This is a genomic window from Stenotrophomonas sp. SrG (assembly GCF_050031795.1).
Classification (GTDB): domain Bacteria; phylum Pseudomonadota; class Gammaproteobacteria; order Xanthomonadales; family Xanthomonadaceae; genus Stenotrophomonas; species Stenotrophomonas rhizophila_A.
The window spans coordinates 363,388-378,585 of sequence record NZ_JBNBBE010000001.1 but is presented as its reverse complement, the minus strand read 5'-3'; the positions used below and the strand labels follow the sequence as shown (position 1 = coordinate 378,585).

Sequence of the window (15,198 nt, the reverse complement as noted above, 5' to 3'; positions counted from 1 at the left end):
GGGACCCACGCCAGACATCAGGTGGTGGGTGCTGCCATGAATATCGGCGGTGCGGTGCGGAAACTTGAGCGTTGCCGCGCGGCGGGTCAGCTGCTGGTCTTCTTGGCCAGTGCCTGGGTCAGGCTGTCGCTGGTGGTCTGCATCTGGGTAACCAGGGTCTCCATGGCGGTGAACTGCTTGGTGTAGCGGTCGGAGACCTTTTCCATGCGCGCGTCGAGCGCGTCCAGGCGGCTTTCCAGATCCTTGATCTGCTTGTTCAGCGAATTGGTGCGCTGGGTGAGGGTGCCGGTTTCCTTGTCCAGGTTGCTCTTGATGAGCGTATCCATGGGCTTGCCGATGGCGCCGTCCTTGCCGAACAGGCGGGACACGGCATCGGGGTCCTTGCCGATGGCGGTCTCCATCTTGCCGCTGTCCAGGGTCAGGCTGCCGTCGGCCGCCATGGTGACGCCCATGTCCTTGAGGCCGTTGATGTTGCTGCTGAACTGGCTGCGCAGCTGCTGCTGCAGGCCGCGCACCATGGCGTCGCCGGTGAGTGCAGCGGCGGTCTTGCTGGTGGCGTTGTAGGCGCTGGTGGACTTCAGCGCGCTGTTCATGGCGTTGTAGGCGGCCACGAACGCGGCCATGTCGGTCTTGACCGCGGTGTTGTCGCGGGTAATCGTCAGGGTCTGGGTCTTGCCCGCTTCAGTGCCGGCCTTGGTCAGGGTCAGGTTCACGCCGGGCACGATGTCGCTGATCGTGTTGGAGCTGGAGGTTCGGGTGAACCCGTCGACGACGACCACGGCATCCTTGGGCTCGACGGTCTGGGTCATCGGGGAGCCGGCGGTGCCGTCGTAGGTCAGGGCCGCCAGGCCGCCGTTGCCGCCGCTGGCGGTGATCTTGACGGCACCCGACAGGCCGGTATCGACGGCACTGAGCATCAGATGCTGGCCATCGTCGGCGGTGATGACACTGGCGCTGACCACTTTGCCGCCGGCTGCCTTGTTGATCGCCGCGGCGATGTCGCTGAGCTTGCTGTCGGCGTTGATGGTGACGTCGAGGGTCTTGTCGCCATAGGCGATGGTCAGGGTGCCGTCGCCGATGACGGTGTCCTTGGCGAAGGCGCCGGAGCTGAGCTTCTGGCCCTGGGCCAGGGATTTGACTTCCACCTGGTGGGTGCCGGCAGAGGCGGAGGCGGCGCCTTCGCTGGTGTCGATGCTGGCGGTGAAGTTGGAATCGGTGATGGTACTGGCTTTGAAGGACGGCTTGTCGGCGTTCTTGATCAGGCTGGCCAGGGTGGTCTGCAGGTTGGTCATGCCACTGGTCAGGGTGGCCAGCGCCGACAATTTGGCACTGGCGGCGGTACCGGCGGAATTGATCTGGTTTTCCTGCGGTTCGCGCTCCTTGGCGACCAGCTGGGCCACCAGGGTGGGAATATCGAGGCCGGTACCAATGGTGCCAATCGCCATGTCTGCAGTCCTGTCTTGAAATGTGGGCACGCAACCGCCTGCGCTTCCTGCAGGTGGTATCGGCCCGGAACGGGGAGGCTTGAGGCCCGTCCACCTGGCGGTGGGCGCGCTGATGCCAAAGCAGGTGCAAGCGCCATGCCAAAACCATGAAAAAACCCCGCCGAAGCGGGGTTTTTCGTCACGCAACTGCAATAGCGGTTAGCCGTTGAGCAGGCTCATGACGCTGGAGGGCGACTGGTTGGCCTGGGCCAGCATCGCGGTGCCGGCCTGCTGCAGGATCTGCGTGCGGGTCAGTTCGGCGGTTTCCTTGGCGTAGTCGGTGTCGCGGATACGGCTGCGCGAGGCCGACAGGTTTTCCGAGGTGGTGTTGAGGTTGGCGATGGTCGAGGTGAAGCGGTTCTGGATCGCACCCATGTCGGCGCGCGAGGAGTTCACCGCGGTCAGCGCCTTGTCGACGATCGACAGGGCCTGCTGCGCACCGGCGACCGAGGAGATGTCCAGGTCGCTGGCGAATTTGTTGGCCAGGGCGGCGCCGGCAGCGGCGGTGGTGGCGGTGTACGCGGCCGGGGCGGTGGCGCCACCGGTGTAGGTGCCGGCGGTCAGGCCGATCGCGTTGAAGGTGCCGTCCGAGCCCACGCTGTTCTGCACGGAGGTCAGGTTGACCTTGCCGGCGGCGCCGTCGACCGAGGCGTACACGCCGGTCTGGTCCATCTTTTCGTTGATCGCGGCGGTCACCGCGGCCACTGTGGCCTTCTGGGTGGCAGCCGAGTCGACGCCGGCCTTCACGTTGATGTCGGACAGGGTGTACGACTTGCCGTCGGCGCCGGTGATGGCCATGCCGGTGATCTTGACGTCGGCGTTGGCAGCCGCAGCGACCGCGCCGACAGTGAAGCTGTTGCTGTCGAACTTGGCGCCGCCCAGCGCGTTGGCGCTGGCGTTGACGATGCTGTTGATGCCGATGGTCTGGCCCGAATCCGCACCGACCTGGAACAGTGCGCCGGAGAAGGAGCCGTCCAGCAGCTTGGTGCCGTTGAAGTTGGTCTGGCGGGAAACGCGGTCGATTTCCGAGGTCAGCTGCTTCACTTCCGCGTTCAGTGCTTCACGGTCGCTGTCGGAGTTGGTGGCGTTGGCCGACTGCACCGACAGTTCGCGGATGCGCTGCAGGTTGTTGCCGATTTCGACCATCGCGCCTTCGGCGGTCTGGGCCAGCGAAATGCCGTCGTTGGCGTTGCGCACCGCAACGTCCAGTCCGCGGATCTGGGTGCTGAAGCGCTCGGAAATCGCGAGGCCGGCGGCGTCGTCCTTGGCGCTGTTGATGCGCAGGCCCGAGGACAGGCGCTGGATCGTCGTGGCCAGGCTGGAGCCGCTGGTCGACAGGTTGCGCTGGGCGTTGAGCGACATCACGTTGGTGTTGATGACTTGTGCCATTTTCTTGCTCCTGGTGGCGATGATGTCGCCGGGTGATAGAGGTGTTTCTCCCGTGTGGGAGCGCCAAGCGATGTCGATCTGCCGTGGCTGAAATCAATAACGACCCAATGTCAAGAAGCTTTAATCAATGGGGTGAAAAAAACGCTGAATCCGTCACGTTTCATGAACGCCGACGCAAACAAAAAGCCCCGCTTTCGCGGGGCTTTTCGTTACACATCCTCCGCAGGCATCAACCCTGCAGCAGGCTCATCACGCTCGACGGCGACTGGTTGGCCTGGGCCAGCATCGCGGTGCCGGCCTGCTGCAGGATCTGCGTGCGGGTCAGCTCGGCGGTTTCCTTGGCGTAGTCGGTGTCGCGGATACGGCTGCGCGAGGCCGACAGGTTTTCCGAGGTGGTGTTGAGGTTGGCGATGGTGGAGGTGAAGCGGTTCTGGATCGCACCCATGTCAGCGCGCGAGGAGTTGACCGAGGTCAGCGCCTTGTCGACGATCGACAGGGCCTGCTGCGCACCGGCCACCGAGGAGATGTCCAGGTCGCTGGCGAACTTGGTGGCCAGGGCAGCGCCGGCGGCGGCGGTGGTCGGGGTGGCCGGGGTCGGCGCGGTGATGCCGGTCCAGGTGCCCGCGGTGACGGTGATGGCGTTGAACGTGCCGGTGTCGGAGACGCTGTTCTTGACCGAGGTCAGGTCGATCTTGCCGGCAGTGGCATTGACCGATGCGTACACGCCGGCCTGGTCCATCTTCTCGTTGATGGCGGCGGCAACGGCGGCGGTGGCGGCCTTCTGGGTGGCGGCAGCGTCGACGCCGGCCTTCACCGAGATGTCCGACAGCGTGTAGGCGGTGCCGTCGGCGCCCTTGATGGTCATGCCCTTGATGGTCACGTCACCGTTGGTGGCGGGCACGCCGATGTCCAGGGTGCTGGTGTCGAACTTGGCGCCGCCCAGCGCGCTGGCGCTGGCGTTGACGATGCTGTTGATGCCGATGGTCTGGCCCGAATCGGCGCCGACCTGGAACAGCGCGCCGGAGAACGAACCGTCCAGCAGCTTGGTGCCGTTGAAGTTGGTCTGGCGGGAGACGCGGTCGATTTCCGAGGTCAGCTGCTTCACTTCGGCGTTCAGCGCTTCACGGTCGCTGTCGGAGTTGGTCGCATTGGACGACTGCACCGACAGTTCACGGATACGCTGCAGGTTGTTGCCGATTTCGACCATCGCGCCTTCGGCGGTCTGGGCCAGCGAGATGCCGTCGTTGGCGTTGCGTACCGCAACGTCCAGGCCACGGATCTGGGTGCTGAAGCGCTCGGAGATAGCGAGGCCGGCGGCGTCGTCCTTGGCGCTGTTGATGCGCAGGCCCGAGGACAGGCGCTGGATGGTGGTGGCCAGGCTGGAACCGCTGGTCGACAGATTGCGCTGTGCGTTCAGCGACATCACATTGGTGTTGATGACTTGTGCCATTTCCGTGCTCCTGGGTGCGGTGATGCGGATTCAGTGGGCGCCTCGCGGGGGAGGCGGTGGGCAATGTGCCCGGGTTGAAATCATTAACGACAACCCGCAGGGAACCTTTAGGGCTGCAACGACCTGATTTCGCGTCTGTCAACAAAAAACCCCGCTTTCGCGGGGTTTTCCGTTACGCACCCTCCGCAGGCATCAGCCCTGCAGCAGGCTCATCACGCTCGAGGGCGACTGGTTGGCCTGGGCCAGCATCGCGGTGCCGGCCTGCTGCAGGATCTGCGTGCGGGTCAGCTCGGCGGTTTCCTTGGCGTAGTCGGTGTCGCGGATACGGCTGCGCGAGGCCGACAGGTTTTCCGAGGTGGTGCCCAGGTTGGCGATGGTGGAGGTGAAGCGGTTCTGGATCGCACCCATGTCGGCACGCGAGGAGTTGACTGCGGTCAGCGCCTTGTCGACGATCGACAGGGCCTGCTGCGCACCGGTGAAGGTGGAGATGTTCAGGTTGCTGGCGAACTGCGCGGTCAGGCCGGTGGCGTCGGCGGTCGGGGTCGGCGCGGTCGGTGCGGTGGCGCCGGTCCAGGTGCCCATGGTCACGGCGATGGCATTGAAGGTGCCGTCGTCAGCGACGTTGTTCTGCACCGAGGTCAGGTCCAGCTTGCCGGCGGTTGCGGCATCGACCGAGGCATAGACGCCGGTCTGGTCCATCTTGGCGTTGATCGCGGCGGCGATGGCCGAGGCGGTGGCCTTCTGGGTGGCGGCGGCGTCGACGCCGGCCTTCACTTCGATATCGTCCAGCTTGTACGACTTGCCGTCGGCACCCTTGATTTCCATGCCCGTGATGGTCGCGGCGGCATTGGTGCCCGGGGCGGCGACGGTGAAGGTGTTCTTGTCGAACTTGGCGCCGCCCAGTGCGCTGGCGCTGGCGTTGACGATGCTGTTGATGCCGATGGTCTGGCCCGAATCCGCACCGACCTGGAACAGGGCGCCGGAGAAGGAACCGTCCAGCAGCTTGGTGCCGTTGAAGTTGGTCTGGCGGGAAACGCGGTCGATTTCCGAGGTCAGCTGCTTCACTTCGGCGTTCAGCGCTTCACGGTCGCTGTCGGAGTTGGTGGCGTTGGCCGACTGCACCGACAGTTCGCGGATACGCTGCAGGTTGTTGCCGATTTCGACCATCGCGCCTTCGGCGGTCTGGGCCAGCGAGATGCCGTCGTTGGCGTTGCGAACGGCAACGTCCAGGCCGCGGATCTGGGTGCTGAAGCGCTCGGAGATCGCCAGGCCGGCGGCATCGTCCTTGGCGCTGTTGATGCGCAGGCCCGAGGACAGGCGCTGGATGGTGGTAGCCAGGCTGGAACCGCTGGTCGACAGATTGCGCTGTGCGTTCAGCGACATCACATTGGTGTTGATGACTTGTGCCATTTCCGTGCTCCTGGATACGAAGGTACTGCTGGTTTTTGGGGTGCCCCGGGGGAGGCAATGGGCGATGTGCCCTGGTTGAAATCATTAACGACACCCCGGCCGGAACCTTTAGGGCCCAGCGGGCGAAATTTGCGTTTGTCAACAAAAAACCCCGCCGGAGCGGGGTTTTCTGTGACGCGTGCTTGTGCGGATCAGCCGTTCAGCAGGCTCATGACGCTCGAGGGCGACTGGTTGGCCTGGGCCAGCATCGCGGTGCCGGCCTGCTGCAGGATCTGCGTGCGGGTCAGTTCGGCGGTTTCCTTGGCGTAGTCGGTGTCGCGGATACGGCTGCGCGAGGCCGACAGGTTTTCCGAGGTGGTGTTCAGGTTGGCGATGGTGGAGGTGAAGCGGTTCTGGATCGCACCCATGTCGGCACGCGAGGAGTTCACCGCCTTCAGGGCGTCGTCCACGATCGACAGGGCCTTCTGGGCGCCGGCGACCGAGGAGATGTCCACGCCGCTGACGGTGTCACGGGCGTCGGCGTCGGCATCGGCAATGCCGGCCAGGGCCACGGTGAGGCCGGTGGCGTCGGTGGTTGCCGCGGTGAAGGTGAAATCCTTGCCCGACTTGAGCGAGGTCAGTTCCAGCTTGCCGCTGGAATCCAGCGAGGCGTAGACGCCGCTCTGGTCCATCTTGTCGTTGATCGCGTTGACCAGCTTTTTGCTCACGTCGGCAGCCTTGTCACCCACCGCAACGTCAATGGAATCGATCGCGATACCATTGATTTCCATGTCGCTGACCGTGCCCTTGGCGGTGGCAGCACCGGTCATGGCCGCAGCGGTCGAGGTCTGCTTGGCGGCGTACAGGCCGTTGCCCAGCTCCGAGGTGCTGGAGTTGACGATGCTGTTGATGCCGATGGTCTGGCCCGAATCGGCGCCGATCTGGAACAGCGCGCCGGAGAAGGAGCCGTCCAGCAGCTTGGTGCCGTTGAAGTTGGTCTGGCGGGAAACGCGGTCGATTTCCGAGACCAGCTGGTTGACTTCGGCGTTCAGCGCTTCACGGTCGCTGTCGGAGTTGGTGGCGTTGGCTGACTGCACCGACAGTTCGCGGATACGCTGCAGGTTGTTGCCGATTTCCACCATCGCGCCTTCGGCGGTCTGGGCCAGCGAGATGCCGTCGTTGGCGTTGCGAACCGCAACGTCCAGGCCGCGGATCTGGGTGCTGAAGCGCTCGGAAATCGCCAGGCCGGCGGCGTCGTCCTTGGCGCTGTTGATGCGCAGGCCCGAGGACAGGCGCTGGATCGTGGTGGCCAGGCTGGAACCGCTGGTCGACAGATTGCGCTGAGCGTTCAGCGACATCACGTTGGTATTGATTACTTGTGCCATTTTTCTCTTTCCTGTGGGCAAGTTCCGGCCGCGGCGTGCACCCGGAGTTGACGCAGAGACCGCACCCGTGCCGGATGCAGCTGTTGCAGGAGAGATAACGGCGGTTGGCGCGAAGCCTTGAGAAAAAATACGCAGAAAACATCACCCGGGTAGGGTGATGGTCGGTGGTTGCGCGCGTCCGGCAGGGGCCGGAACACGCGCAACAGCCTGCAGCGCGGGGCGTTTTGCGCCCGGCGTGCGCGCTATGTCAGCGGATCGCGTTGAACAGCGACATCTGCTGCATCTGGGTGAAAATGGTCTGCGCGGCCTGCAGGGAAATCTGTTCCAGCTGGTACTGGCCGATGGCTTCGGCGTAGTCGAGGTCGCGCATGGCCGACAGGGTGGTCTTCAGGGTCACGCCGTTGGCGTCGCGCAGGGCGCCGGCATCGTCGATGGCCTTGAGCTGCGCACCGCCGGCGGCGCGGGCGTCGATGAACTTTTCCGAGGCACGGGCCACGTCACGGATGCCCGCCTGCAGGATGTTCTGCTGGCGGGCCACGGCGGTCGGATCGTCGGCGGCGTTGTCCAGCGCGTTGATCATGCCGTCCAGGGTGGAAAAGATATCGCGGGCATCGGCCGCACCGATCCCGAAGCTGTCGCCCGCCTTGGGTTCGCCTTCGATCCGCATGGAAACGCCTTCGAACGTGATGTCTTCGCCGGCCTTGAAGGCGCCGGTCTTGACCACGGTATTGGTTGCATCCACCACTTCATAGGCGTCCGGGCCGGTGAAGCGCAGGGTGTAGCTGGCGCCATCCCAGTTGCCGGAAGCCGGGTCGCGGCCAAAGGTGGTGAGCACGCCGGTGCCGGTGTTGGTGCCGGCCGCGCTGCCGTCCAGGGTGCCATCGCCGGTGCGGATGCGCAGGAAGATCTCGCTGCCGGGCAGGGCGTCCTTGACGAAGGTGTCCGGGGCTACTTCCACCTGGCGCTGGGTCTGGTCGCCGTTGTAGGTGACCACGCCATTGCTGAGCTTGAACGGCGCATCGGCGTCGTCGGTGCCGCCGAACAGGTAGCGGCCGGTGCCGTCGGTGGAATTGGCCAGCGACAGCAGGCCGTCGCGCACGCTCTTCAGTTCCGAGGCGATCGACTTCAGGTCGGCCGCCGACAATGCCGGGTTGTTGGCCTGGATGGTCAGCTCGGTGATATGGGCCATCATTTCGCCGGCCTGTGCCAATGCGTTTTCCTGCAGGCCCAGACGGTTTTCCACCACGTCGCCGTTGCGGGCGAAGCGGTCCAGCTCGGCCACGGCGCGGTCCAGGCCGACCGCGGTGCCGGCGGCGACCGGGTCGTCCTTGGCGCTGACCAGCTTCTTGCCGGTGGCCAGCTGCTGCTCCAGGTGGTTCATCTTGCTCTGCTTGGCCATCATCATCGAGATGGACTGGTTGAACATCATCCCGGTGGAGATTCGGTTGTTCATCGCGAAACGGCTCCCAGGATGGTCTGGAACATGGTGTCGGCAGTGGAAATCAGCTGTGAGGCGGCCTGGTAGGCCTGCTGCAGCCGGAGCATGTCGGCGGCTTCTTCGTCCAGGTTGACCCCGGACACCGAGTCGCGCGAGGCCTGTGCCTGGTCGGTGATGACCTGCTGGGCCTGCAGCGAGTAGTCGGCCGCGCGTGCGGCCGAGCCCACCAGCGTGGTCAGGCCACCCAGGGCACCGTTGAGCGTGACCGTGCCGGCGTTGAAGGTCTTGGCGTCTTCCACCTTGGCCAGCAGCAGCGCGTTGCTGTTGTCGCTGGAGCCGGCCGGGGTGGGGCTTATGTTGAAGCTGTCGCCGACCTTCGGCGCGCCATCGAGCACGAAGCTCCAGCCATTGGCGCTGATGGTCTGTCCAGCGGTATAGGTAAACGGCCCGGTGCCATCGATGGTGTATTCGGTGGCGCTGGTGAACACGATCGCGGCCGGATTGCGCAGGTTGGCGTTGGTGTAGTCGGCCACGGCCACGCCGCTGACCTTGCCGGTGCCGGTGTTGCTCAGGCCTGCGGCGGCCTTGATCGGCGCAGCCGCGGCAATGCGCGAGGTATCGGTGATCGCCACCGACAGGGTGCCGGCCACGCCGGCGGTGGGCTGCAGCAGGAAGCGGTCGTTCTGTGCCGGGGTGCCGGACATCACCATTTCCACGCCGTTGAGCACCAGCGGGTCGGCGGCGGTGCCGGTGCCGGTCATCGGCACGGCCGCACCGGTGTCGGCGCGCGTGGCCTGCCACGCACCGCCGTCGAACTTCAGCACGATGTTCTGGCCGTCCAGCTTGGACAGGTCGCCGAAGCTGGCGCTGAAGCTGGCGGTGCCGGTATTGCCGGTGTTGCCGGTGACGCGCGGGCTGCCATAGTTGAAGAAGTCGCCGCCCATGTTGCCGTACAGGTCAACGCCCTGGTGGTGGGTGTCGTTGAAGCTGCTGGCCAGGCCCACGGCGAGCTTGCCCAGCTCGGCCTGGGTGGGGGTGAGCACTGAATCGCGGAATTCGAGCAGGCCGCCGATCTGGCCGCCCAGGCTCTTCGGATCCAGGGTGATCTTCTGGCCCTGGGTTTCCATCGCCAGCTGCAGGCGCTCGGGCTGGTAGGGGTCGGTGACGGTGGTCACCTTGCTGGCGGTGGTGCCCACCACCACGGCCTGGCCGCCAGCGGTATAGACGTTCATGAAGCCGCCGTCCTGGATCACCGCGGTGCCGCCGGTGTAGCCGATCAGGTTGGCCACCAGCTGGTCGCGGCGGTCGAGCAGGTCCGGTGCGGCGGTATTGGCATTGCTGCCGATGGCGCCGTTGAGCTGGGCGATTTCCGCTGCCAGCCGGTTCACTTCGGAGGCGCCGGCGATCAGGCCGTTGTTGACCTCGCCATTGAGCGAATTGAGGCTCTCGTTGAGCTGCTTGAAGCGGCTGGCCAGGGTGCCGGCGTTGTCCAGCACGTTCTGGCGGTCGGCGGTGCCCGAGGCATTGGAGGACAGGCCGCTGACCGTGTCGAAGAAGTTCGACCACACACCGGACACATTGGTGGCGGTATCGGAGAACAGTGAATCCACGCGGTCGGCCAGGGTAGACAGCTGCTTCAGCCGCGCCAGTTCGCCGCTGCTGTCGAGCAGCCGCGAGATTGCCAGCTGGTCGGCCACGCGGCGCACGTCGGTGATGCGGGTGCCGTTGCCGATATCGCCATAGCCCAGGTTCTGCGGGCTGGCGGTGGCAAAGTCCACCTTCTGCCGGCTGTAGCCGGGCGTGTTGATGTTGGCGACGTTATGGCTGGTGGTGGCCAGTGCGCGCTGGAAGGCGAGCAGGGCGCTGGTGCCGGTGGAAAGTACGGACATGGGTTACCTCAACGACGGATTGCCCCCAGCCCGGCGGGGCTGGCGGTGCTGGCAAAGGTGCGGCCCAGGCGCTGGCTGGCATCGCCCACGGCGGCGATGGCGCGCTCGATGGTCGGGCCGCCGGCGATCGCGGCGATCTTGGCCGCGTAGCTGGGGTCGGTGGCGTAGCCGGCCTTCTGCAGGCCCTGGGCGAAGCCACGGACATCGCCGCCGGCCTGCAGCGCGTTCTGGTAGCGCGGGCTGTTCTTGAGCAGTTTCACGTAGTCGGCAAAGCTGTCGCCGACCGAGCCGTAGGCCCGGAAACTGGCGGTTTCATTGCGGCGCACGCCATCGACGTATTCGTGGGTGCCGCTGGTGGCGCGCTCGCCACTCCAGCCGCTGGCCTTGATGCCGAACAGGTTGTGCGAGCTGCCGCCGCCATTGCGCTGCACCAGCTTGCGGCCCCAGCCGGTTTCCAGCGCGGCCTGGGCGACCAGCGCCTTGGCGTCCACGCCCAGTTCGCGCGCGGCCTGCTGCGCGTGGCCCCAGATGCTGGCCACGAAGCCTTCGGGGGTATGTGCGCCAAGCTGGGCGGCGGCAGTGCTGCCGGCCAGCGTATCCACGGCGCTGGGGCCGGTGGTGGCGGCGGTGGTGCCGACGTCGCGCCAACGGTCGTCGGCCATTGCCCAGTTTTCGCCGGACGTATCGGTGGCGGGCGCGGCGCCGTACGGATCGCTGCGGCCGATCGCTTCATGCATCTGGCTGCTTTCACGTCCGGCAATCAGGTCCAGCGCACGCTCCATCGGCTGCAGCACCGCCGACGGTGCCTGCCCGCCAAGCTGCTGCAGCAGGTCCACTTCGCTTGGTGCGGAAGGCGCTGCACCGGATGCGGGCAGGGCCATCGGCGCGGCAGCCGGCGCGTTGAGCCGGTAGGCGCGCAGCGCCGCGGCGGGATTCAGGCTGGTGTCGGTGGGCTTGGTGGCCTCGGTCCCGCCACCGCCGAGCTGGCGCGAGATCATCGCCGACAGCCCCAGGCCGCGGCCCTTGGTCATCGCTTCGGCGATCTTCTGGTCGTACATGTCGCGGAACATCTGGTTTTCGCCGGGCAGCAGCGAATCGCCGAAACTGGCATCGCGCATGCTCTTGACCAGCATCTGCGCGAACTGGCCTTCCAGCTGGCGCGCGACCTTGTCGACCTTGGCCGGGCTGTTGGCCTGGGCCGGATTGAGCTCCAGTGACGGTTGGATGCGCATCAGATCACCTCGAGTTCGGCACTCAGCGCGCCGGCCTGCTTGAGCGCCTCCAGGATCGCGATCAGGTCGCCCGGGGCGGCGCCCACCGCATTGACCGCGTGCACGATCTCATCCAGGGTGCTGCCGCCGTTGAACTTGAACATGCGGCTGCCATCGTTGGTGGCGGTGATGGTGGACTGCGGCGTGGCCACGGTCTGGCCACCGGCGAAGGCATTGGGCTGACTGACGTTGGTGTTTTCGTTGATCGTCACGGTCAGCGAACCGTGCGAGATGGCCGCCGCGCCGACCCGCACCTGCGCGCCGATGACCACGGTGCCGGTACGCGAGTTGACCACCACCTTGGCCGGCGCGGTGCCGGGGGTGAGTTCCAGGTTTTCAATGCGGGCCAGCAGGCCGATGCGCGCGCCCGGGTCGTTGGGCGACTGCACCGCCACGGTGACGCCATCCACGGCGCGCGCGGCGCCATCGCCGAAGGCGTTGTTCAGCGCGGCGACCATGCGCGACACCGTGGTGAAGTCGTTCTTGTGCAGGTTGAGCGTGATTTCGCCGCCAGCGCTGAACACGTCGGGCAGGGCACGTTCGACCGTGGCACCGTTTGGAATGCGGCCGACGCTGGGCACGTTGACCGATACCCGCGAGCCATCCTTGCCCTGTGCGCCGAAGCCGCCCACCACCAGGTTGCCCTGGGCGATGGCGTAGACCTGGCCATCGGCACCGCGCAGCGGCGCCATCAGCAGGGAACCGCCACGCAGCGACACCGCGTTGCCGATCGAAGACACGGTGATGTCGATCGGCTGGCCCGGTTTGGCGAACGGCGGCAGCTCGGCGTGGATCGCCACGGCAGCTACGTTCTTCAGCTGCGGATTGACGTTGGCCGGCACATTCACGCCCAGCTCGCCCAGCAGGTTCTTCAGGCTCTGCACGGTGAAGGGGGCCTGGCTGGTGCGGTCGCCGCTGCCATCCAGACCGACCACCAGGCCGTAGCCGACCAGCGCATTGCCGCGCACGCCGCCCACCTGCGCCAGGTCCTTGATCCGCTCAGCCGAAGCAGGCGCCGCAACACCCAGAACGGAAGCGGCGATGACAACCGCGTAGAGCCACGCCGTGCGTGGCTGAACAACCAACCGAAGAAAGAATTTCATCATCAGCCTCAGAACGGCACCAGCGCCGAGTTGAAGAAACGACTCAGCCAGCCCATCGCATTGGACTGGGCGACCGGGCCACGACCGCCGTACACGATGCGTGCATCGGCCACGCGGCTGGAGGGAATGGTGTTGTCCGGGAAGATGTCCGCCGCGCGCACGATGCCCTGTACCTGCACCAGTTCGTCGCCCTGGTTCAGCCGCAGGTTCTTGGCCCCCTGCACGACCAGGTTGCCGTTGGGCAGGCGCTGCATCACGGTCACGGTCACGCTGCCCTGCAGGCGGTTGCTCTGCGCGCTGGTGCCCTTGCCGGTGAAGTCGCGCGAGCCGGTCGCGCTGGCGCCCAGGATGTCCTTGCCGCCCAGCGTCACCGGCGCACCGAACAGCGTGGGCGTGCCCAGCGCGAGGTTGGATTCCTTGTCGGTACTGGTGTTGGCGGTGGTCTGCGCGGTGGTGCTTTCGGTCAGGGTGATGGTCAGCAGGTCGCCGACATCACGTGCGCGGCGGTCCGAATACAGCTGCAGGCCGGGGCCCGAGGCGTAGATCGCCCCGGCGGTGGCCGGCGCGCTGGGCGCGACCACGGGCACGACCGGCGCCATTGCCGGATACGGGCGCACATCGCCCGCGATGACGCAGCCGCCGAGCAGGGCGGTCACGGCGCTGGCGAGCAGCAGGCGAAGGGTAGGGCGCAGAGGCGACATGGCAGGTTCCCGGTTCAACCGATCAGACGTTGTTGTTGAGGTAGCCGAGCATGGAGTCGGTAGTGGAGATCGCCTTGGCGTTCATTTCGTAGGCGCGCTGGGTTTCGATCATCGACACCAGCTCTTCGACCACGTTGACGTTGCTGCCTTCCAGCGCACCCTGCACCACGCTGCCCAGGCCGTTCAGGCCGGGGTTGCCGTTCTGTGCGGGGCCCGAGGCGGTGGTTTCCAGGAACAGGTTCTCACCGCGTGCCTGCAGGCCGGCCGGATTGACGAAGTCGGTAAGGGTCAGCGCGCCGATTTCGACCGAGGCGGCGTCGTCGGCCATCTTCACGCTGATGGTGCCGTCGGTGCCGATGGTGAGCGACTGCGCGCCCTCGGGAATCTGGATGCCCGGCTGCACCGGATAGCCGCTGTTGGTGACCAGTTCGCCCTGCTGGTTACGCTGGAACGAGCCGTCGCGGGTATACGCCGACGAACCATCGGGCATCTGCACTTCGAAGAAGCCGCGGCCGTTCACCATCACGTCCAGGGCGCGGCCGGTCTGCTGCTGGCTGCCCTGTTCGAAGTTCTTGGAGGTGGCCACCACGCGCACGCCGGTACCCAGCTGCAGGCCGGTGGGCAGCTGCGTCTGGGCCGAGGAGGAACCGCCGGGCTGGCGTACCTGCTGGTACAGCAGGTCTTCGAAGCTGGCACGGTCCTGCTTGAAGCCGGTGGTGTTGGTGTTGGCGAGGTTGTTGGAAACCACCGACATGCGCGTCTGCTGCGCATCCAGTCCGGTCTTGGCGATCCACAATGCCTGGTTCATGGCCTTGTTCCTGTGTTGATACGGGTGGCCACGCGGGGTGGCCGTTGTCCTGGCTGATGCATGGCGCGTGCCACAACCGCGCCGGAATTACGTCGGGGCGGCCGGTCAGCTGCCCAGGCGCAGCAGGGAGTTGGCGCTGCGGGCGTTTTCATCGCCGTGCTTGATCACCTTCACCTGCATTTCGTATTGCCGCTGCAGCTGGATCATCTGCACCAGCGCGCCGGCGGCATCGACGTTGCTGCCTTCGAGCTGGCCACTGTCCAGCGACTTGCCCTGGGCCTGCACGAACGGCTGCTGCGGGTCGGTGTTGCGCATCAACCCGTCCAGCCCGCGCTCCAGCCGCGCATCCTCGGCGGCGACCACGCGCAGGCGGCCGATCACCGCCATGGTCTGCGGGCCTTCGCCCTGCGGGATGATCGAGATGGTGCCGTCGTTGCCGATGTCCATCGCCTGGTGCGGCGGAATCGCGATCGGGGCGCCGTTCTCGTCCAGTACCGGATGGCCGCCGGCGGTCACCAGCTGGCCATTGGGCGTGATCGACAGCGATGCACCGCGGGTATAGGCCTCACCGCCCCCGGTCGGCGCCTGCACGGCCAGCCAGTTGCCTGCGTCCAGCGACAGGTCCAGCGCGTTGCCGGTGATGTGCTGCGCGCCCTGGCGCCGGTTGAAGCCGGCGTCCACGTGCAGGGCATCCACGCGCGAGGCGTAGCCGGCACCCTTGATCGGGAAGGCCTCGGTATTGGCGAGGGCTTCCTTGAATCCAGGCGTATCGGTGTTGGCCAGGTTGTGCGACAGCGTCCCCTGCGCCTGCAGGGACGCACGTGCACCGGTCATCGCGACGTAGAGCGCCTTGTCCATCGTTGTATTCCCGTGCTGCTGCGATCAGTGGCT

General features: G+C 66.2%; 12 protein-coding genes. All 12 read right to left on the bottom strand.

The annotated features are described in order from the left end of the window. Window positions 1–86: 86 nt before the first annotated feature. Window positions 87–1,445: a flagellar filament capping protein FliD gene (gene fliD, locus ACQG3P_RS01610; protein WP_095363798.1), complete on the bottom strand. Its 1,359-nt coding sequence runs from the start codon at window positions 1,443–1,445 to the stop codon at window positions 87–89. A gap of 198 nt (window positions 1,446–1,643) precedes the next feature. After that, window positions 1,644–2,873, bottom strand: a complete 1,230-nt coding sequence (locus tag ACQG3P_RS01605; protein ID WP_068851713.1) for a flagellin — start codon at window positions 2,871–2,873, stop codon at window positions 1,644–1,646. Between the two features lie 229 nt (window positions 2,874–3,102). Continuing rightward, window positions 3,103–4,323 carry a flagellin gene (locus ACQG3P_RS01600; RefSeq protein ID WP_184123701.1) on the bottom strand — a complete coding sequence of 407 codons (1,221 nt, stop codon included), beginning with the start codon at window positions 4,321–4,323 and terminating at the stop codon, window positions 3,103–3,105. 192 nt (window positions 4,324–4,515) lie between these two features. Next, window positions 4,516–5,733 carry a flagellin gene (locus ACQG3P_RS01595; RefSeq protein ID WP_426804009.1) on the bottom strand — a complete coding sequence of 406 codons (1,218 nt, stop codon included), beginning with the start codon at window positions 5,731–5,733 and terminating at the stop codon, window positions 4,516–4,518. 191 nt (window positions 5,734–5,924) lie between these two features. Beyond that, complete coding sequence (locus ACQG3P_RS01590; protein WP_426804008.1) at window positions 5,925–7,097, bottom strand: flagellin; 1,173 nt, start codon at window positions 7,095–7,097, stop codon at window positions 5,925–5,927. A gap of 247 nt (window positions 7,098–7,344) precedes the next feature. Next, window positions 7,345–8,550: a flagellar hook-associated protein FlgL gene (gene flgL / locus ACQG3P_RS01585; protein WP_068851723.1), complete on the bottom strand. Its 1,206-nt coding sequence runs from the start codon at window positions 8,548–8,550 to the stop codon at window positions 7,345–7,347. Then, a complete protein-coding gene (flgK, locus tag ACQG3P_RS01580) occupies window positions 8,547–10,424 on the bottom strand; it encodes a flagellar hook-associated protein FlgK (RefSeq protein WP_426804007.1) in 1,878 nt (625 codons plus the stop codon). The genes flgL and flgK overlap by 4 nt, the downstream gene beginning before the upstream one ends. Window positions 10,425–10,432: 8 nt before the next feature. Beyond that, complete coding sequence (locus ACQG3P_RS01575) at window positions 10,433–11,656, bottom strand: glucosaminidase domain-containing protein (protein WP_426804006.1); 1,224 nt, start codon at window positions 11,654–11,656, stop codon at window positions 10,433–10,435. Continuing rightward, window positions 11,656–12,798: a flagellar basal body P-ring protein FlgI gene (locus tag ACQG3P_RS01570; protein ID WP_426804005.1), complete on the bottom strand. Its 1,143-nt coding sequence runs from the start codon at window positions 12,796–12,798 to the stop codon at window positions 11,656–11,658. Before ACQG3P_RS01570 ends, ACQG3P_RS01575 begins: the two co-directional genes overlap by 1 nt. A gap of 8 nt (window positions 12,799–12,806) precedes the next feature. Then, window positions 12,807–13,499: a flagellar basal body L-ring protein FlgH gene (flgH, locus tag ACQG3P_RS01565; protein ID WP_068851731.1), complete on the bottom strand. Its 693-nt coding sequence runs from the start codon at window positions 13,497–13,499 to the stop codon at window positions 12,807–12,809. Between the two features lie 22 nt (window positions 13,500–13,521). Then, on the bottom strand, window positions 13,522–14,307 hold the full coding sequence (gene flgG / locus ACQG3P_RS01560) for a flagellar basal-body rod protein FlgG (RefSeq protein ID WP_068851734.1): 786 nt from the start codon (window positions 14,305–14,307) through the stop codon (window positions 13,522–13,524). Between the two features lie 105 nt (window positions 14,308–14,412). Next, complete coding sequence (locus ACQG3P_RS01555; protein WP_068851737.1) at window positions 14,413–15,165, bottom strand: flagellar basal body rod protein FlgF; 753 nt, start codon at window positions 15,163–15,165, stop codon at window positions 14,413–14,415. Window positions 15,166–15,198: the final 33 nt, after the last annotated feature.

Coding starts and splice junctions, on each gene's coding strand:
- fliD (WP_095363798.1), bottom strand. CDS start 1,445: ATGGCGATTGGCACCATTGGTACCGGCCTCGATATTCCCACCCTGGTG.
- ACQG3P_RS01605 (WP_068851713.1), bottom strand. CDS start 2,873: ATGGCACAAGTCATCAACACCAACGTGATGTCGCTCAACGCCCAGCGC.
- ACQG3P_RS01600 (WP_184123701.1), bottom strand. CDS start 4,323: ATGGCACAAGTCATCAACACCAATGTGATGTCGCTGAACGCACAGCGC.
- ACQG3P_RS01595 (WP_426804009.1), bottom strand. CDS start 5,733: ATGGCACAAGTCATCAACACCAATGTGATGTCGCTGAACGCACAGCGC.
- ACQG3P_RS01590 (WP_426804008.1), bottom strand. CDS start 7,097: ATGGCACAAGTAATCAATACCAACGTGATGTCGCTGAACGCTCAGCGC.
- flgL (WP_068851723.1), bottom strand. CDS start 8,550: ATGAACAACCGAATCTCCACCGGGATGATGTTCAACCAGTCCATCTCG.
- flgK (WP_426804007.1), bottom strand. CDS start 10,424: ATGTCCGTACTTTCCACCGGCACCAGCGCCCTGCTCGCCTTCCAGCGC.
- ACQG3P_RS01575 (WP_426804006.1), bottom strand. CDS start 11,656: ATGCGCATCCAACCGTCACTGGAGCTCAATCCGGCCCAGGCCAACAGC.
- ACQG3P_RS01570 (WP_426804005.1), bottom strand. CDS start 12,798: ATGAAATTCTTTCTTCGGTTGGTTGTTCAGCCACGCACGGCGTGGCTC.
- flgH (WP_068851731.1), bottom strand. CDS start 13,499: ATGTCGCCTCTGCGCCCTACCCTTCGCCTGCTGCTCGCCAGCGCCGTG.
- flgG (WP_068851734.1), bottom strand. CDS start 14,307: ATGAACCAGGCATTGTGGATCGCCAAGACCGGACTGGATGCGCAGCAG.
- ACQG3P_RS01555 (WP_068851737.1), bottom strand. CDS start 15,165: ATGGACAAGGCGCTCTACGTCGCGATGACCGGTGCACGTGCGTCCCTG.